General features: G+C 58.3%; 18 protein-coding genes. 2 read left to right on the forward strand and 16 right to left on the reverse strand.

The window, feature by feature from the left end:
- Window positions 1-16: 16 nt before the first annotated feature.
- The 13 genes from GYN01_RS03485 to GYN01_RS03545 form a co-directional block, all read right to left on the reverse strand.
- Entirely contained in the window at window positions 17-658 is a 642-nt protein-coding gene (locus GYN01_RS03485) for a TetR/AcrR family transcriptional regulator (protein ID WP_048362949.1), read from the reverse strand.
- Between the two features lie 339 nt (window positions 659-997).
- Entirely contained in the window at window positions 998-1,783 is a 786-nt protein-coding gene (locus tag GYN01_RS03490; RefSeq protein WP_203306595.1) for a TatD family hydrolase, read from the reverse strand.
- Window positions 1,784-1,815: 32 nt separating this feature from the next.
- The gene (locus tag GYN01_RS03495; protein ID WP_203306596.1) at window positions 1,816-2,802 is read right to left on the reverse strand and encodes a DNA polymerase III subunit delta'; all 987 of its coding nucleotides are present in this window, start codon (window positions 2,800-2,802) and stop codon (window positions 1,816-1,818) included.
- Entirely contained in the window at window positions 2,795-3,427 is a 633-nt protein-coding gene (tmk, locus tag GYN01_RS03500) for a dTMP kinase (protein WP_048401223.1), read from the reverse strand. Before tmk ends, GYN01_RS03495 begins: the two co-directional genes overlap by 8 nt.
- Before the next feature lie 22 nt (window positions 3,428-3,449).
- Entirely contained in the window at window positions 3,450-4,541 is a 1,092-nt protein-coding gene (mltG, locus tag GYN01_RS03505) for an endolytic transglycosylase MltG (protein WP_203306597.1), read from the reverse strand.
- A gap of 3 nt (window positions 4,542-4,544) precedes the next feature.
- Window positions 4,545-5,363, reverse strand: coding sequence for an aminodeoxychorismate lyase (gene pabC / locus GYN01_RS03510; protein ID WP_203306598.1), 819 nt, complete (start codon window positions 5,361-5,363; stop codon window positions 4,545-4,547).
- Window positions 5,363-6,607, reverse strand: coding sequence for a beta-ketoacyl-ACP synthase II (gene fabF, locus GYN01_RS03515; protein ID WP_048362944.1), 1,245 nt, complete (start codon window positions 6,605-6,607; stop codon window positions 5,363-5,365). Before fabF ends, pabC begins: the two co-directional genes overlap by 1 nt.
- A gap of 111 nt (window positions 6,608-6,718) precedes the next feature.
- Window positions 6,719-6,955, reverse strand: a complete 237-nt coding sequence (gene acpP / locus GYN01_RS03520) for an acyl carrier protein (protein WP_048362943.1) — start codon at window positions 6,953-6,955, stop codon at window positions 6,719-6,721.
- A 191-nt stretch (window positions 6,956-7,146) separates the two neighbouring features.
- Window positions 7,147-7,890, reverse strand: coding sequence for a 3-oxoacyl-ACP reductase FabG (gene fabG / locus GYN01_RS03525; RefSeq protein WP_203306599.1), 744 nt, complete (start codon window positions 7,888-7,890; stop codon window positions 7,147-7,149).
- Window positions 7,891-7,906: 16 nt separating this feature from the next.
- A complete protein-coding gene (gene fabD / locus GYN01_RS03530; protein WP_048400870.1) occupies window positions 7,907-8,845 on the reverse strand; it encodes an ACP S-malonyltransferase in 939 nt (312 codons plus the stop codon).
- Window positions 8,846-8,971: 126 nt separating this feature from the next.
- Window positions 8,972-9,982: a phosphate acyltransferase PlsX gene (plsX, locus tag GYN01_RS03535; RefSeq protein ID WP_082149363.1), complete on the reverse strand. Its 1,011-nt coding sequence runs from the start codon at window positions 9,980-9,982 to the stop codon at window positions 8,972-8,974.
- Between the two features lie 4 nt (window positions 9,983-9,986).
- Entirely contained in the window at window positions 9,987-10,169 is a 183-nt protein-coding gene (gene rpmF, locus GYN01_RS03540; RefSeq protein WP_003442519.1) for a 50S ribosomal protein L32, read from the reverse strand.
- A 13-nt stretch (window positions 10,170-10,182) separates the two neighbouring features.
- The gene (locus GYN01_RS03545) at window positions 10,183-10,710 is read right to left on the reverse strand and encodes a YceD family protein (RefSeq protein WP_048362940.1); all 528 of its coding nucleotides are present in this window, start codon (window positions 10,708-10,710) and stop codon (window positions 10,183-10,185) included.
- 105 nt (window positions 10,711-10,815) lie between these two features.
- On the opposite strand from GYN01_RS03545, the gene GYN01_RS03550 reads away from it, so the two are divergent.
- Entirely contained in the window at window positions 10,816-11,394 is a 579-nt protein-coding gene (locus GYN01_RS03550; protein WP_048400872.1) for a Maf family protein, read from the forward strand.
- A gap of 68 nt (window positions 11,395-11,462) precedes the next feature.
- On the opposite strand, the gene sppA is transcribed toward GYN01_RS03550, so the two are convergent.
- From sppA to rluC, 3 genes are read right to left on the reverse strand one after another with little or no spacing between them, the layout of a single operon-like run.
- Complete coding sequence (gene sppA, locus GYN01_RS03555) at window positions 11,463-12,452, reverse strand: signal peptide peptidase SppA (protein WP_048400874.1); 990 nt, start codon at window positions 12,450-12,452, stop codon at window positions 11,463-11,465.
- 23 nt (window positions 12,453-12,475) lie between these two features.
- Complete coding sequence (locus GYN01_RS03560) at window positions 12,476-13,138, reverse strand: HAD-IA family hydrolase (RefSeq protein WP_048362937.1); 663 nt, start codon at window positions 13,136-13,138, stop codon at window positions 12,476-12,478.
- On the reverse strand, window positions 13,128-14,084 hold the full coding sequence (gene rluC / locus GYN01_RS03565; RefSeq protein ID WP_203306600.1) for a 23S rRNA pseudouridine(955/2504/2580) synthase RluC: 957 nt from the start codon (window positions 14,082-14,084) through the stop codon (window positions 13,128-13,130). The genes GYN01_RS03560 and rluC overlap by 11 nt, the downstream gene beginning before the upstream one ends.
- 720 nt (window positions 14,085-14,804) lie before the next feature.
- Between rluC and rne the strand changes: the two genes are divergently transcribed.
- On the forward strand, window positions 14,805-18,068 hold the full coding sequence (gene rne, locus GYN01_RS03570; RefSeq protein ID WP_048362935.1) for a ribonuclease E: 3,264 nt from the start codon (window positions 14,805-14,807) through the stop codon (window positions 18,066-18,068).
- Window positions 18,069-18,070 lie beyond the last annotated feature (2 nt).

Here is an 18,070-nt window from a genome sequence, read left to right on the forward strand (position 1 = left end):
CGGTGAACCGACGGCGTTACTCGACAGCCGGGGTGTCTGTATCGCGCTTGCGCTTGTTACCCATGCGCACACCGATGTCCATCAGGAACTGGAAAAAACCTTCCTGATCTTCCAGGACATTGCTCCAGAACGGCGAGTGGTACAGCGCCACCGCGCCGTGAACCAGCGCCCAGGCAGCGCAGTAGTGGAAATAAGGCGGTACGTCTTCGAGCTTGCCTTCGCTGATCCGACCTTTGATCAGGAGCGTGAGGCGCTCAAAATTCGACGCACGGATTTTATGCAGCTCTTCGATCAACTCAGGCACCTGATTACCTTTGACCACCTTCTCTTCAAGGCGATCAAACAACCGATAACGCTGAGGGTCACGCATGCGAAATTCAAAGTAGGCGCGCGACAGCGCTTCTTTGTCTTTATCCACATCGGCGGAATGCAGCAGCTCGTTCAAATCACGCTCATAGTCGAGCATCAGGCGCAGATAGATCTCGGCCTTGGACTTGAAATGCTTGTAGATCGTGCCTTTACCGATGCCGACGGCATCCGCAATCATCTCGACGGTGACGCTGTCTTCACCCTGTTCGAGGAACAGTTTGAGCGCGGTATCGAGAATTTCTTGCTCGCGGCGACGAAACTCACGGACCTTACGGGGTTCTTTGTGCATAAGAAAAGGTCTGTAGGGGTCAAAATCGAAGCCCGGTATTATGCCTAAGTCACGCTAAATTGCACGGATCATCCTGCCTATCGATGTCTGCGGATGAATAATGCCCAGCACAATGCGTACTCAAACGAATCACGGGTATTCCAAATCTGTTTAAAAAATGATCAATGCCGACTGGACGCCCTACAAAGCTGACCAATACTTAGGGTGTCGGCGTGACATACCCCCCAAATGCTTCGCCGATAAGGGTCACAACGGAGTGTGCGCCTTTGTTTTACTCCTAATGGTCTTAACCCGGATTCCCCCAGAGCCCGGGTTTTTTTTGTGTTTTTTGCCGACGGGTCAGTGTTGGACCCGCGCCAGCGGGAACAGGCGCTGGAAGTTTTCGGTGGTCTGCTCGGCAAAACGCTCGTAGGACTCACCGCGCAACATGGCCAGAAACTCTGCCACTTCACGTACGTACTGCGGCAGGTTGGGCTTGCCCCGGTAAGGAATCGGCGCCAGGTACGGCGAGTCAGTCTCCACCAGCAAACGATCGGCCGGCACTTGGCGCGCCACGTCGCGCAGGGCGTCGGCGTTGCGGAACGTCACGATGCCAGAAAGCGAAATGTAAAAACCCAGGTCCAGCGCCGCCTTGGCCATGTCCCAGTCTTCGGTAAAACAATGCAACACACCGGCCTGAGGCAATGCGGCTTCGCGCAGCAGCGCCAAGGTGTCTGCACGTGCGCCACGGGTATGCACCACGACCGGTTTGCCGGTTTGCTGCGCGGCTTGCAAGTGAACGCGAAACGACAATTGCTGCAACTCGGCCGCTTCAGGTTCGTAGTGATAATCCAGGCCGGTTTCGCCAATCGCCACCACCTGCGGGTGATTCAGCTCGCTCAGCAGCCAGTCCAATGCCGGAGCGGCGCCCGGTTGCACGTCCAGCGGGTGCACGCCCACCGAACAGTCCACATCGCTATAACGCTCGGTCAGGGCTTTGACATCGGCCGCGTTGTCAGCGCTGACGCCAATGCACAGAAAATGCCCCACCCCGCGTTCACGCGCTGCTTGCAGGGCGGCGTCCAGCGAACCGTCGTGGGCACTCAGATCAAGGCGATCAAGATGGCAGTGGGAGTCAACGAGCATGGAAAATCACCTGCTAAAAAATGTGAATCAACTCAGCGCTGGCCGGGCAGGCTTGCCCATTGCACCAATAACGCTTCAAGCAACAGCACTCGGTTGAGGTTGGCCTTGCTCAACACCTTTTGCCGCTGGGCCAGAATCCAGTCCTGAATGTTCAGGACTTTTTCCTGCGGCGTTTTTTGCGCCAGGTACTGCACGACTTTGCGCATGTCTTCAAGGCCCAGGCCGACTTCGTCCTGAGTCAGTTGATAGCGCAAGATCAGGCTCGACCAGTCACAGAACCAATCAAACAGCAATAAAAGGGGAATCGCGTTCCAGCTTTCTGCCAATTGAGTGGCCGAGATCTGCTGCTTGAGCAGCTTTTTAACCCCTTCCACCACGCCAGCCCGCTGCTCTCGCACACCCTGTGCGTGCAACTTGACGGCAGCCAACGGCGAACCGGCCGCCAGGGTCAATAACTCCACCCGCTCATCAGCACTGCAATCGGGCAAGGTTTTAGCCAGCCACGCCAGGCTCAGCGTTTCGTTCGGCAGCGGGCACGCCTGCTGCACACAACGACTGCGGATGGTCGGCAACAAACGGCTGGACTGGTGACTGACCAACAGCAACACCGTATCGCCCGACGGCTCTTCCAGGCTTTTGAGCAATGCGTTGGCGGCGTTGATATTCATCGCCTCCACCGGCTCGACCAACACCACCTTGCGCCCGCCCAACTGAGCGGTTTGCACCACGAAACTCACCAGATCACGCACTTGGTCGACCTTGATCGCCTTGTCCGCTTCTTCGGGTTCCAGAATGTAGTTGTCCGGATGACTGCCCGCCGCCAACAGCAGGCAGGACTTGCAGGTACCGCAGGCCTCAAGCCCGGCAGGTTGTCTGCACAGCAGGCGGGCCATCAGGCGCTCGGCCAGGGCGCGCTTGCCGATCCCGGCAGGCCCGTGCAGCAGATAGGCGTGCGCATGGTGTGCGCGCCCTGCCATTTGCTCCCAGAGGCCGTCTTGCCACGGATAGGTTTCAGCCACGGTACAAACCCAGCACTTGCGGCATCAACGCGTCCAGCTGCGCCTGAACGTGCTCAAGGCTTTGCGCCGCATCAACCAAACGGTAACGCTGCGGGGCGGCTTCAGCGCGCTGCAGATAGGTACTGCGCACGGCATCAAAAAAGGTCCGGCCTTCTTGCTCGAAGCGATCCAGGCGGCCCCGCGCACTGGCGCGCGCCATGCCAACCTCGATAGGCAAATCGAATACCAGCGTCAAGTCGGGACGCAGGTGACCCTGTACAAATGACTCAAGGGTCGCGATGCGCTCTTTCGATAAGCCGCGGCCACCGCCTTGGTACGCGTAGGTGGCGTCGGTAAAGCGATCACACAGCACCACGGCGCCACGCTCCAGCGCCGGACGGATCACCTCGGCCAAGTGTTGCGCGCGGGCGGCAAACACCAACAACAATTCGGTGTCTGCGCACATGGCATCGTCGCTCGGCGCCAACAACAGTTCACGAATGCGCTCAGCCAGCGGCGTGCCGCCAGGTTCACGGGTCAGCACCACATCAATACCTTCAGCACGCAAGCGCGCGGCCAGGTATTCACGGTTGGTGGTTTTGCCCGCGCCTTCGGGGCCTTCCAACGTAATAAACAAGCCAGTCACAGGCAGCAGTCCTTTATCAGTGTCATTGCGCGCTTTGCGGTTGGGCTTCGCCGGGCGCCGGGGAAACAGGGGCGACGGCATCCGGCGCAGGGCTTGAACGGTAATCGGCACGGCGTTTGATCTGGAATTCACGGACGGCGCTGTTATGCGCGTCCAGATCATCAGAGAACGTGTGGCTGCCATCACCCTTGGCCACAAAATACAAACTGCTGCCGCTGACCGGATGCAAAGCGGCATGAATGGCTTCACGGCCTACCATGGCAATCGGTGTCGGTGGCAAACCGGGAATCGTGTAGGTGTTGTAAGGCGTCGGTTCGCGCAAGTGGGCGCGGGTGAGCTTGCCGTTGTACCGCTCGCCCAAACCGTAAATCACGGTGGGATCGGTCTGTAATGGCATGCCGATCTTCATACGGCGCACAAACACCCCGGCAATCTGCCCACGCTCATGCGGCACACCGGTTTCTTTTTCTACCAGCGAGGCCATGATCAGCGCTTGATAAGGGTCTGCGTAGGGCAGGTCCGGGGCGCGCTGCGCCCATTCTTCAGCCAACACCTTATGCAAACGGTCATAGGCCTTTTCAAGCAACTGCGCATCGCTCATGCCACGCACAAAGCGATAGGTGTCGGGGAAGAACCGCCCTTCCGGGAACTCACCCGGATGACCGAGCTTGGCCATCACCTCACTGTCACTCAGGCCGTCGAGGGTCTGCTCGATTTTCTCGTGCTTGGCCAACGCGCTGCGCACTTGTCGAAAATTCCAGCCTTCGACCAGCGTCAGGCTGTATTGCACCACCTCTCCACGCTGCCAAAGGCCGATCAGGTCCTGGGCTGTCATGCCGGGCGTCATGCGGTATTCGCCGCTGTGCAGCGGTTGCTCCGCCAGATTGAAGCGCCAATACACGCGCAACCAAAAGGCGTCTTGCAGCGTGTCGTCTGCCTCAAGGCGATTGAACATACCGGTTGGGGTCGCGCCCGCCGGTACATCAAGCAGTTGTTCTTGCGTGAGTCTTAGCGGCTGCTCGAGCGCCGAATTGAGTTTCCAGGCGCTGGCGCCCAACACCAGGCCCGCCAACACCAGACCGGTCTCCAGCAGCAACAAGAATTTACGTTTCACGAATCAAACATCCAATAGGGTGCGGGCAATGCTTTGCAGTTTACGGGTGAGTGGCCCCACCGGCCAGCTCAGGCCAGCAACACCCCGTACAGGCCAAATGCCGTACACGCTGTTGCAGACAAAGAGTTCATCCGCCTGTTGAAGCTGCTCAACGCTGATATCAGTGACATGACACGGGATCGCCAGGCGCTCGGCCTCGCTCAGTAATGCAGCACGCATCACACCCGCCACCCCACAGCGTTGCAGGTCGGCGGTGATCAACACCCCGTCACGCACTAAAAACAGGTTACTGAACACGCCCTCGATCACGCGTCCCGAGGTGTCACGCATCAAGCCTTCGGCGTAAGTCGGGTCTTGCCATTCCGAACGGGCAATGACTTGCTCCAACCGATTGAGATGCTTAAGTCCCGCCAGCAGCGGTTGCTCAGCCAATCGCGTGGTGCAGTCAAATAACTGAACACCTTCAAGGGCGTGCGCTAGGGGATAAGCCGGCGCAGGGCTGGCTTGCAGAATTCTGCGAGGCTGAGCCTCGGGGCACGCGGCATAACCGCGCAGGCTGTCGCCGCGGGTCAGGATGAGCTTGAGAACGCCCTCGCCCATTGCCTGTGCATACGCCAGCACTTCACTGCGAATCAGTGACTGATCCGCAGTAATCGCCAGTCGTGAGCAGCCCCGCACCAGGCGCTGCATGTGCAGCTCCAGCAACACCGGCCGCCCGGCCTTGACGGCGACGGTCTCAAACAGACCGTCGCCGTAGGCCAGCCCACGGTCCTTGAGCGACGATAAACCGTGCGCTGGCAGACCGTCGACCCAGCTGTGCATCACTCGGCGAACCGGCGGAAAACCAGTGAGCCGTTGGTGCCGCCAAACCCGAACGAATTGGACAGTACGACATCGATCGGCATTTCACGCGGCGTGTGCGGCACGAAGTCCAGATCGCAGCCTTCATCAGGCTCGTCCAGGTTGATGGTCGGCGGGGCAATCTGACTGTTAATCGCCAGCACGCTGAAAATTGCCTCAACCGCGCCAGCAGCACCCAACAAGTGCCCGGTCATCGATTTGGTCGAACTGACCGCCAAGTTGTAGGCGTGATCACCGAACACCGACTTGATCGCCGAGACTTCCGCCAGGTCACCGGCAGGCGTCGACGTACCGTGGGCATTGATGTACTGCACTTGATCGATGTTCACCCTGGCATCACGCAAGGCATTGGTGATGCAGCGTGCAGCGCCTGCGCCATCCGCCGGGGGCGAGGTCATGTGATACGCGTCGCCGCTCATCCCGAAGCCAATCAGCTCGGCATAGATCGTCGCGCCACGCGCCTTGGCGTGTTCAAGCTCTTCAAGCACCAGTGCACCGGCGCCATCAGACAGCACGAAGCCATCACGGCCTTTGTCCCAGGGACGGCTGGCACGCGTCGGGTCATCGTTGCGGGTCGATAGCGCACGCGAGGCACCAAAGCCGCCCATGCCCAAACCGCATGCGGCCATTTCAGCACCGCCGGCAATCATCACATCGGCTTCGCCGTAGGCAATGTTGCGCGCCGCCATACCGATGCAATGCGTACCCGTGGTACACGCTGTCGAAATGGCGTAGTTAGGTCCCTGTGTACCCAAGTGGATAGACAGAAAACCGGAAATCATATTGATGATCGAGCCAGGCACAAAAAACGGAGAAATCCGTCGCGGGCCTTGTTCGTGCAAGGTACGGCTGGTTTCTTCGATATTGGTCAATCCCCCAATACCCGACCCCATTGCCACACCAATACGCTCACGATTGGCATCCGTGACTTCCAGGCCAGCATTTCGTATTGCCTGAAAACCAGCTGCCAAACCGTATTGAATAAACAGGTCAAGTTTTCGGGCTTCTTTGACGGAGAGGTAATCCTCAACGTTAAAGCCCTGTACCGAGCCGCCAAAACGGGTGGAATAGGCAGAAAGATCCGTGTGTTCGATCAGACCAATGCCACTTCGGCCTGCCAGAATGCCTTGCCAGGTGCTCGGAACATCCGCACCCAGTGGCGACAACATCCCCATACCGGTGACTACGACGCGTCTACGCGACACAGCACTCTCCTTTATTCTATTGACGACACTTTGCATCAAGCCTAAAGAAAAAACCGCACGCCATAGTGGCAGTGCGGTTTTTCCATGACAGCATGTAACGATTACAAACTATTACGCCTGGTGGGCAGTAACGTAATCGATAGCAGCTTGTACAGTAGTGATCTTTTCAGCTTCTTCATCAGGAATTTCGGTCTCGAATTCCTCTTCCAGAGCCATCACAAGCTCAACAGTGTCAAGGGAGTCGGCACCCAGGTCTTCAACGAAGGAAGCAGCGTTGGTCACTTCTTCTTCTTTAACGCCCAGTTGCTCGGCAACGATTTTCTTGACGCGTTCTTCGATGGTGCTCATACCTTGTTTTCACTCCTAATGGACAAATTCAGGCAGCTGGCCAGTGGGCAAGTGTATCGAAAGACTTTTCAGTTTTTCAACTGAAAGCTTTGCACCTACCCCGCTACAACCGGCTGCCTATAAAAAGATTGCAGCTTTATAACGGATTTTAGACAGCTCGTATGACATTTTTTTGCAGCAATCCGTCACATTTAACTCATGTACATCCCGCCGTTGACCGGAATTGTAGCCCCAGTCACGTAAGCTGCACCGTCCGAAGCCAGGAAAGCGACCACGTTCGCGATCTCTTGAGCCTGACCCAAACGACCCAGCGGAATCTGCGTCTGCAAGGCTTCACGCTGTGCTTGCGGCAACTCGCGGGTCATGTCGGTATCGATAAACCCAGGAGCCACCGAGTTGACAGTGATTGAGCGCGAACCCACTTCACGCGCCAGAGCACGGCTGAAACCTTCGAGGCCGGCCTTGGCGGCGGCATAGTTTACTTGGCCTGCGTTGCCCATGGCACCCACAACAGAGCCAATGTTGATAATTCGTCCCCAACGCGCCTTGGTCATGCCACGCAAAACACCCTTGGAGAGGCGAAACAGACTGTTTAAGTTGGTATCGATGACATCATGCCATTCGTCGTCTTTCATGCGCATCATCAGGTTATCGCGGGTGATGCCAGCATTATTGACCAGGATCGCCGGCGCGCCGAACTGCTCCTGAATGCTGTTCAATACGGCGACAACGGAATCTGCATCCGTGACATTGAGTTCCATGCCCGTGCCCTGAACGCCGTTTTCTTTCAGCGTGGCAGCAATGCGCTCAGCACCCGAAGCAGTGGTGGCAGTGCCAATGACAATGGCGCCCTGACGACCCAACTCCAATGCGATCGCCTGGCCAATGCCACGGCTAGCGCCCGTTACCAGTGCAACTTTACCTTGCAAGCTCATGCAGGCTTCTCCTAATTCAGGCCAGTGCCGCACGAGCGGCAGCGAAGGCGTCTGGGGTATTCAAGTTGTGAGTGGTGATGCCCTCAGCGCAACGCTTGCTGATGCCCACCAGAACTTTGCCCGGGCCACATTCAACCAGCTCGACCGGGCCATTGGCCGCCAGACATTGAACTGATTCAACCCAGCGCACAGGCTTGTACAGCTGCTCAAGCAAGTCGCGCTTGAGGGTATCCAAATCGTTCGCCACGGCTGCGCTGACATTCTGCACCAGCGGGATTTGCGGCATTTTCCAGTCAATGGCCTGGATCGACTCGGCAAAACGCTCAGCTGCGGGTCGCATCAATTCACAGTGCGAGGGCACACTCACCGGCAGCGGCAGCGCACGCTTGGCGCCCTTGGCCTTGCACAGCTCCATGGCGCGCTCAACAGCCGCCTTGGCTCCGGCAATAACCACCTGGCCCGGCGAGTTGAAATTAACCGCACTGACCACTTCGCCTTGCGCCGCGTCAGTACAGGCAGCCAGCACATCAGCATCGTCCAGCCCCAGGATCGCTGCCATGGCGCCTTGACCGGCAGGAACAGCTTCTTGCATCAGGCGACCGCGACGCTCAACGAGCTTCACGGCATCAGCCAGGCTCAGGCAACCGGCAGCGACCAGCGCGCTGTACTCGCCCAAGCTATGGCCAGCAACAAAATCAGGCTGCTTGCCGCCTTCGGCCAACCACAGACGCCACAGGGCAATCGAGGCGGTCAAAATGGCGGGCTGGGTGATATCTGTTTGATTCAGCTTCTCGGCAGGGCCGGCCTGGGTCAACGCCCACAGGTCGTAACCCAGAGCATCAGAAGCTTCTTTAAATGTTTCCAGGACCAGCGGGTGTTCCGCGCCCAGCTCGGCCAACATGCCGAGGGACTGCGAACCCTGCCCTGGAAAGACGAATGCGAGGGATGTAGACATGTAACAAGCCCCTAATGATCTTGTCGTCGGTGAATTGACGTCCTGCCGTGGCGGACGCAAGAAACTGACAGTTGGATGGCGATTTAGACCGTGCGGTCACATTTACACGCTCGACCGGCAATACGCCTACGGTAACAACCCTTCAAGGCGCCCATGCAAACGCTTTGGCAGGTCTTCATGGATTTCAATCAGCGCCCGTTGTATCGCACTTTGAAAGCCCTGAGCACCTGCCGAACCGTGACTCTTAATGACAATTCCCTGCAACCCCAGAAAACTCGCGCCATTGTGCCGTGCGGGGGCCAAATCAGCCTGCAAGCGACGCAGTAACGGCATCGCCAACGCACCGACACATCGCCCAAAGAGCGTGCGCTTGAACAGTGCCTCAATCCGGCCTGAGATCATGGTCGCCAGGCCCTCACTGGATTTGAGCAGGATATTACCTACAAAACCGTCACACACCACCACATCGGCCTCGCCGCGGTACAACCCATCACCTTCGACAAAGCCGATGTAATGCAAACCACTCGCCGCTTGCAACAAGGCGGCGGCCTGCTTGACCTGCTGGTTACCCTTGATGTCTTCGGTACCGATATTCAACAGGGCTACGCGCGGGCGAAGCGTGCCGAGGGCCTGCGCCGCCACCGACCCCATCACCGCGAACTGAAACAACTGCTCAGCCGTGCAATCGACATTCGCCCCCAGATCCAGCAACTGACAATAGCCCGTCTGCGTCGGAACCGCCGCCACCATCGCAGGGCGATCTATGCCGGGCAGTGTTTTGAGGACGAACCGCGACAGCGCCATCAAAGCCCCCGTATTTCCCGAACTGACACAAGCCTGCACTTTGCCATCACGCAGCAGCTCAAGCGCCACCCGCATGGAGGAGTCCGGCTTGCCACGCAACGCATGGGAAGGCCGCTCGCTCATGGCGATAACTTCTGAGGCTGGAGTAATGGTCAGGCGCGAGCGATCCACAACCGAATGGCTGGCGATCAAGTCTTCAAGTACGGAGGGTTGACCAACGAGGGTCAGATGCAGCGAGGGTGTAGCAGACAGACAAGCGATGCAAGCCTGAACAATGCTGCGGGGACCGAAGTCCCCGCCCATTGCGTCGATCGCGATGACCTGAACGGACAAGTGATTACTCGTCAGCGCCCTTGTCGATCACTTTACGACCACGGTATACGCCTTCTGGCGATACGTGGTGACGCAGGTGAATTTCACCGGTGGTTTTTTCTACAGACAGCGTGCTAGCCGAAAGAGCATCGTGCGAACGACGCATGTCACGGGCAGAGCGGGATTTTTTGTTCTGCTGAACAGCCATAATTGATTAACTCCTAAACGTTTGGGTCACGCTTTAACTGCGCCAATACACTGAACGGGTTGGACCGCGTTACCTCGTCCTCGCCTGGATCGGGCTCATCGAGACCCGCCGGCTGCTGGCATTCTTCCGGATGATGAGCAGGCACAATGGGCAAGGCGAGCAAAAGCTCCTCCTCGATCAGTGCATGCAGATCCAATGGATCTTCGCCCAGTTCCAGCACGTCATAACCTTTCGGTAACGACTGGGTATTCGCACCCTCTTTCACCACAGCGTAACTGCATTCGCTATGGATCGGCAGGGTGACCAGCTCAAGACAACGCTGGCAAACCATCTTGACCTCGACGTCGATGGAGCTGTGTATTACCACAGATCTTCGCTCGTCGCGCTCAAAAACAAATTTAGCCTGGACTGTACCGACATTGTCGGAAAGCGGGTCGCAGAGTCTCTCCAAATCAGCCAGCAGCACTTCACCTTGAAGGGTAGTGCCACGATCAGCTAATTTGCGCGGGTCAACGTGAGGTGGAATCGGGTCATTCAACATAGGCGCAGCATTCTAGGGACGACCCCCTCACCTGTCAAAGGAAATTGTGCCTGTGCGACATCCCGTGCGCCCGTTAGAATCGACATTCATCTACAGGAGCCGCGAATGCTGCCTTTATTACTCGCCTCAAGCTCGGTTTATCGCCGGGAATTACTGGCTCGTCTGCGCCTACCCTTCAGTTGCAGCTCACCTGACATCGACGAAAGCCACCACACCGATGAAAGCGCATCCGACCTGGTCAAGCGCCTGTCGCTGGAGAAGGCCCGTGCACTGGCGGGCAGCCATCCCGACCACTTGATCATCGGCTCAGACCAGGTGGCCGTGCTTAATGGCCGAATCATCGGCAAACCTCACACCTTCGACAAGGCACGCCAACAACTCCTGGACGCCAGTGGCGCCAGCGTCAGCTTCCTCACCGGCCTGACCCTGCTCAACAGCCGCACCGGGCAGCACCAGACTGACTGCGTGCCCTTCACGGTGCACATGCGCACGCTCAGCGCTGAACAGATTGAACGCTACCTGCACGCTGAGCAGCCCTACGATTGCGCAGGCAGCTTTAAAGCCGAAGGCTTGGGCGTGAGCCTGTTTCAGCGCACCGAAGGGCACGACGCGACCAGCTTGATTGGCCTGCCATTAATCCGACTGGTGGACATGCTGACCCATGAAGGCATCAGCATCCCTTAACACAGCAAACCCGATCCCACCCAAACAACAACGGCCTTCACAGGCCGTTTTTTTGGTGCAGTCGCAAGTTAGCGCAAGGTGGGTCCCTGAAAACCCATCCACAAGGCAATGTGCTCTGCAACGCTGGCACCGAGTTTTTTCGAGAAGCGATCGAATGCCGACTCTTGCACGGTGAAATCAACCAACTCTTTTTCACCAATCACATCACGGGCAACCGAACTGGCATTGCCCAAGCCGTCAATCAGACCCAGCGGCAGCGCTTGCTGTCCCGTCCACACCAACCCCGAGAACAACTCAGGATGCTCTTTATCCTTCAAGCGATCGCCACGACCCTGCTTAACGCTGGCAATGAACTGCTCATGCGTCACATTTAGCACGCCTTGCCAGAACTTGGTCTCGTCCGGCTTTTGAGGCTCAAAGGGATCAAGGAACGCCTTGTGCTCGCCCGAAGTGTAGGCGCGACGCTCAACACCCAGCTTTTCCATAGCCCCGACAAAACCGAAACCTGCCGCTGTCACGCCAATCGAACCCACCAGACTGGCTTTGTCGGCATAAATCTCGTCAGCCGCACTGGCGATGTAGTAGGCACCCGAGGCACCGAGGTCCGAAATCACCGCGTACACCTTGGTCTCAGGGTGCAAGCCGCGCAAACGACGGATCTCGTCGTAGACATAACCCGACTGCACAGGACTGCCGCCCGGACTGTTGATACGCAGCACCACGCCTTTGACTTTGGGATCATCAAACGCCGCTTGCAAGCTGGTCACCAGGTTATCGGCACTGGCCTGCTCTTTATCGGCAATCACCCCGCGCACTTCGATCAGCGCGCTGTAACCCGAACCCGCCGTAGCGTTGCGCTCCATATCCATCAACGGCGTGAAGGTGAGCAGCACCGCCACCAGCAACAGAAAGGTCAGCAACTTGAAAAAAATACCCCAGCGACGCGCACGGCGCTGCTCCTGAATACCTGCCAACAAGGTTCTTTCCAGCAACTTCCAGCTTTTGTCATCACCCGCAGCAGGCTCAGATTCAGCGGGCGCTTTCCATTGATCAACCATGCACTACCCCAGCTAAGACGTTGTTAGTGAGCGCGCCCATGCAGCCAGGCACGCAACTCAGAAAAATGATTGATTTCCAGCGTAGGTCCAAACGTGCGCAGACGCTCAATTGACTGGGCCCCGTAACTCACCGCCACCGAGTCGATGCCTGCATTACGCGCCATGAGCAAATCAAACGACGCATCACCCACCATCAACGCCTGCTGCGCCGGCACATCGCAGTGAGCCAGAATCTGATTGAGCATGAGCGGATCCGGCTTGCTGGCGGTTTCGTCGGCTGCACGGGTGATATCAAAGAAGCCTTCCCAACCCTGCGCCTTGAGCACCCGATCCAGACCGCGACGCGCCTTGCCCGTCGCAACGGCCAAGCGGTAACCCTGATCACGGAAGGATTCAAGCGACTCGGCCACACCGGCAAATAGCGGTGAAGGCTCGGCATCCGACGCGATATAGATATCCGCGTAGTGCTGACGGAAGGCAATAACTTGCGCCTCGGTCAAATCAGGGTAAAGCGTCAAAATCGCTTCTGGCAGCCCCAGACCAATAATGCCTTTGACCGCCTCATCATCACGCTCAGGGCGACCTGCGCGCTGCGCAGCCCCCTGCATCGAAGTGACAATGCGACCAATGGAGTCCGCCAACGTGCCATCCCAATCAAAGATCAGTAATTTGTACTCAGACGGCACTCAATCGCTCCACGGTTTTAGCCCACATCTCATCGACGGGCGCCTGAAACTTCATTTCACCGCCATCAGGCATGGGCACGGTCAGCATGTAGGCATGCAAAAACAGACGCTTGCCGCCCAATTCGCGAATTTCTTTAGAAAAGCCTTCTTCGCCGTATTTGGTGTCGCCCGCAATGCAGTGGCCCGCATGCAGGGTGTGCACGCGGATCTGATGGGTCCGCCCGGTAATCGGCCGGGCTTCAATCATGGTGGCGAAATCGCCAAAACGACGCAGCACCTTGAACACCGTGACCGATTCTTTACCCTCTTCGTTCACCTCGACCATGCGCTCACCCGAGCGCAGATTGCTCTTCATCAATGGCGCACGCACCTGCTTGATCGAGCTGGCCCAATTGCCACGCACCAACGCCATGTAGCGCTTGTCGATTCCGTCACCGCGCAACGCTTCATGCAAGTGGCGCAACATGCTGCGCTTTTTGGCGATCATCAAAAGACCGGACGTATCGCGGTCAAGGCGATGCACCAACTCCAGCTCTTTGGTATCGGGACGCAACTGACGAAAGGCTTCGATCACACCGTAATTCAGGCCACTGCCACCGTGAACCGCAATACCCGCAGGCTTGTTGAGCACAATCAGGGCTTTGTCTTCATAGACAATTGCCGCTTCCAGGCGCAGCAACAAACCCTGAGCCAGGGGCACCGGTTCGTCGCGCTCAGGCACGCGCACAGGCGGCACGCGCACAATATCGCCCGCTTGCAGCTTGTACTCAGGCTTGATCCGCCCCTTGTTCACGCGCACTTCGCCTTTACGCAAAATACGGTAAATCAAGGTCTTGGGTACGCCCTTGAGCCGGGCAAGAAGAAAGTTGTCAATGCGTTGGCCGGCATATTCCGGCGAGACCTCAAGCAGCTGGACGCTGGGGGTCGGGGGGGTAGTCGTCGTCATGCCGCGGATGATAACAATTTTTTATGGAATTGAAGCACTTAATCATTGCTGCTATAGTCGCGAACGCCGCCAAAAGCGGCCTGGACAGCGGATTAACGGTGAGTCACCGGCCCTGCCCTACGCTCTTCACGAGGACGCGAGGCCGTCCTACGGGACTTTTGCTGCATACGGAACGCCTGGAGTTGTAACAAGCGCAGGTGACATGAGGCCTGAAGCGAGCCTGGAAAGCAGAGTGAAAACTCGCCTTTTACGCCGATATTCACGGCCAGTTCACAAAGTGCAGTCAGCCTCGGGAATTTCGAGCGAATGTTTCGGAAACTTCGCCTTTATTAGCCATGATGCGTGACCTCCCCTTTTGGAGTTCACGGTAAATGCCAACCCGCTGCGGATTCTGCGCGCGGCAGCACCCGAATTATCAGGGATACGTGTGGGGTGGAGATGCACAACCGCCGGACTGTGTAGCAATAGGCTTTATCAAGACGCTTCATCTCGTCCACAGCCGCCGGTTGATTCCTCCTCCTGACCAGACTTTTGCTTAAGCGGTGCTTTAGCACCACAGCAAGCAGGAAGCGTTAGTCGCGACTCGGCCCCCAGGGCCGAACCTCGCTGGACAATGGAGTGGCCAACTACTCCTGACGCACCTGACACCGACCGTGAGAAGTCGTGTGTGCCGAACGCCGTTTCCGGCAGCCCGGAAACCGACGGTACAACATGAAAAGAATGCTGATTAACGCGACTCAACCCGAAGAGTTGCGTGTTGCACTGGTAGATGGCCAACGCCTCTACGACCTGGACATTGAGTCAGGTGCACGCGAGCAGAAGAAAGCCAACATCTACAAAGGCCGTATTACTCGCATCGAACCAAGCCTTGAGGCTGCCTTTGTCGATTTCGGCTCTGAGCGCCACGGTTTTCTGCCCCTCAAAGAAATCTCCCGCGAATACTTCAAAAAAGCCCCAGAAGGCCGCGTCAACATCAAAGACGTCCTGAGCGAAGGCCAGGAAGTCATCGTGCAAGTCGAGAAAGAAGAACGTGGCAACAAGGGCGCAGCCCTGACCACCTTCATCAGCCTCGCTGGCCGTTATCTGGTGCTGATGCCTAACAACCCGCGTGCCGGTGGCATCTCGCGCCGCATCGAAGGTGAAGAGCGCAACGAACTGCGTGAAGCGCTCAATGGCTTGATCGCACCTGCCGACATGGGCCTGATCGTGCGCACTGCAGGCCTGGGCCGCAGCAGCGAAGAAATGCAGTGGGACCTCGACTACCTGCTGCAACTGTGGACTGCTATTAAAGAAGCGTCGCTGGACCGCGCGGCGCCGTTCCTGATCTATCAGGAAAGCAACGTGATCATCCGCGCCATTCGCGATTACCTGCGCCAGGACATCGGCGAAGTGCTGATCGACAGCGTTGAAGCCCAGGACGAAGCCCTGACCTTCATCCGCCAAGTGATGCCGCAGTACGCCAGCAAAATCAAACTCTACGAAGACAGCGTTCCGCTGTTCAACCGCTTCCAGATCGAAAGCCAGATCGAGACCGCTTTCCAGCGCGTTGTTGAACTGCCTTCCGGTGGCTCTATCGTTATCGACCCGACCGAAGCCCTGGTGTCCATCGACATCAACTCGGCGCGCGCCACTAAAGGCAGCGATATCGAAGAAACCGCCCTGCAAACCAACCTTGAAGCGGCTGAAGAAATCGCCCGTCAGTTGCGCCTGCGCGACATCGGCGGCCTGATCGTCATCGACTTCATCGACATGACCCCTGCCAAAAACCAGCGCGCCGTGGAAGAAAAAGTCCGCGAATGCCTGGAAGCAGACCGCGCCCGCGTTCAAGTGGGCCGTATCTCGCGCTTTGGCCTGCTGGAAATGTCCCGTCAGCGCCTGCGCCCATCGCTGGGTGAAAGCAGCGGTATCGTCTGCCCACGCTGCAACGGCACCGGCATCATCCGTGACGTTGAATCGCTGTCGCTGGCCATCCTGCGCCTGATCGAAGAAGAAGCCCTGAAAGACCGCACTGCCGAAGTGCGCGCCCAGGTGCCAATCCCGGTCGCCGCCTTCTTGCTCAACGAAAAACGCAACTCGATCACCAAGATCGAACTGCGCACTCGCGCGCGCATCATCATCCTGCCGAACGACCACCTCGAAACGCCGCACTTCGAAGTTCAGCGCTTGCGCGATGACAGCCCGGAAGCCCACACCAATCAGTCCAGCTATGAAATCGCTGCCGCTGCTGCTGAAGTGGAAGAAGTGCAACCGGCCGCTGCCACCCGCACCCTGGTTCGCCAGGAAGCCGCGGTCAAAACAGCTCCGGCGCGCACCTCGGCACCGGTTCCGACCGAAGCCGCAGCCACCGCGACTGCCGCCCCGGCACCCGCCGCTACCATTGCCGAACCCAGCCTGTTCAAAGGTCTGGTGAAATCACTGGTCAGCCTGTTCGCCTCCAAGGATGAGCCTGCGGCTGCCGCGCCAACCGTGACCGAGAAACCGGCCACCACCGAGCGCCCGCAACGTAATGAAGAACGTCGCAACGGTCGCCAGCAAAGCCGTAACCGCAACGGTCGTCGTGACGAAGAACGCAAGCCGCGCGAAGAACGTGCACCTCGTGAAGAGCGCGCCCCGCGTGAAGCCCGCGAAGTGCGTGAACCGCGCGAAGAAACCCCGGTAGTCGTTGCCCGCGAAGAACGTGCCCCGCGCCCACCGCGCGAAGAGCGTGCTCCACGCGCACCTCGCGATGATCGCAAACCTCGCGGTGAGCGTGAAGAACGCGTACGCGAACTGCGCGAACCGCTGGATGCCGCACCCGCTGCAACCACCGAGCAAGAGCGTCCGGCCCGTGCACCTCGTGAAGAACGCCAACCACGCGCACCTCGCGAAGAGCGCGCACCACGCGCCGAGCAAGCAGCCGTCGCCGCTGAAGACGAAACCGCTCTGAACAACGAAGAGCAATTGCAGGACGAGACTCAGGACAACGCCGAAGGCGATCGTCCACGTCGCCGCTCCCGCGGTCAGCGTCGTCGCAGCAACCGTCGCGAGCGTCAACGCGATGCCAATGGCAACGTGATCGAAGGCAGCGATGACGGTTCCGAAGAAGGCAGCGAAGAGACCAACGCGCAAAACGTGCCTGCCAACACCGAGCAGCTGGCTGCCGGACTGGCCGTCACAGAAGCCGTTGCCAGTACCGTCATCAGCGCTCCGGCCGAAGCTCAGGCTCATCAGCAAGCTGAACGAGCCAGCGCAGCCACCGAGCAAGCAGCCCCGGCCGAAACCGTGGTTGCCGTTGAAGCTCAAACCAAGGCTGTGACTGTCGTTGAAGCACCGCAAGCGCCAGCACCGGTCGTTGAGACGCCAGTGATCGAAACGCCAGTGGTTCAAGCCCCTGTGGTTGAAGCCATCACGCCAATCGAAGCCGTTAAAGCGCCTGAAGTTGAAGTGGCTCCGGTTCAAGAAGCCCAGCCTGAACCCAAGGCAGCCGCAGAACCTGCTCCAGCCATCGAAACACCGATTGTTGCTGCACCTGAGCCTGTAGTTGAAGCGCCAGTGGTAGAAACCCCGGTTGTTGAGAAGCCTGCCTTCGAAAAGCGCCCTGAGCCTGTCAAGGAAGCCCGCACTGTACGCGAGCCCGTTGCAGAGCCTGCCGCCGCTCAAGCCGCACCGGCCCACGCCACGCCAGCAGAACCGGTTGTGATCGCACAACCAGAGCCTGTTGAAGTGCTGGTAAAAGCTGAAGTGGTTGAAGTGGCCATCGTCGCAGCACCTGTCGCCAGCGGCCCGACCAGCAATGGTCGTGCCCCGAACGATCCGCGTGAAGTGCGTCGTCGCAAGCGTGAAGAGGCCGCCGCTGCCGCTGCCGCCGCTCAAGCGCAAGCCACCGAAGCCGTCGCAGAGCACACGACACCTGCCATCGACGAGAACTTGCGTTCTGTTGAGGAAGTGGTCGAGCAAAACCCTAAAGCCCTGGAAGAAGAGCACGAGCCTAAACCCCTCGCCTAATT

Source organism: Pseudomonas weihenstephanensis, assembly GCF_016812185.1.
Lineage (GTDB): Bacteria > Pseudomonadota > Gammaproteobacteria > Pseudomonadales > Pseudomonadaceae > Aquipseudomonas > Aquipseudomonas weihenstephanensis.

Coding starts and splice junctions, on each gene's coding strand:
- GYN01_RS03485 (WP_048362949.1), bottom strand. CDS start 658: ATGCACAAAGAACCCCGTAAGGTCCGTGAGTTTCGTCGCCGCGAGCAA.
- GYN01_RS03490 (WP_203306595.1), bottom strand. CDS start 1,783: ATGCTCGTTGACTCCCACTGCCATCTTGATCGCCTTGATCTGAGTGCC.
- pabC (WP_203306598.1), bottom strand. CDS start 5,363: ATGCACAGCTGGGTCGACGGTCTGCCAGCGCACGGTTTATCGTCGCTC.
- acpP (WP_048362943.1), bottom strand. CDS start 6,955: ATGAGCACCATCGAAGAACGCGTCAAGAAAATCGTTGCCGAGCAACTG.
- fabG (WP_203306599.1), bottom strand. CDS start 7,890: ATGAGCTTGCAAGGTAAAGTTGCACTGGTAACGGGCGCTAGCCGTGGC.
- fabD (WP_048400870.1), bottom strand. CDS start 8,845: ATGTCTACATCCCTCGCATTCGTCTTTCCAGGGCAGGGTTCGCAGTCC.
- rpmF (WP_003442519.1), bottom strand. CDS start 10,169: ATGGCTGTTCAGCAGAACAAAAAATCCCGCTCTGCCCGTGACATGCGT.
- GYN01_RS03545 (WP_048362940.1), bottom strand. CDS start 10,710: ATGTTGAATGACCCGATTCCACCTCACGTTGACCCGCGCAAATTAGCT.
- GYN01_RS03550 (WP_048400872.1), top strand. CDS start 10,816: ATGCTGCCTTTATTACTCGCCTCAAGCTCGGTTTATCGCCGGGAATTA.
- sppA (WP_048400874.1), bottom strand. CDS start 12,452: ATGGTTGATCAATGGAAAGCGCCCGCTGAATCTGAGCCTGCTGCGGGT.
- rluC (WP_203306600.1), bottom strand. CDS start 14,084: ATGACGACGACTACCCCCCCGACCCCCAGCGTCCAGCTGCTTGAGGTC.
- rne (WP_048362935.1), top strand. CDS start 14,805: ATGCTGATTAACGCGACTCAACCCGAAGAGTTGCGTGTTGCACTGGTA.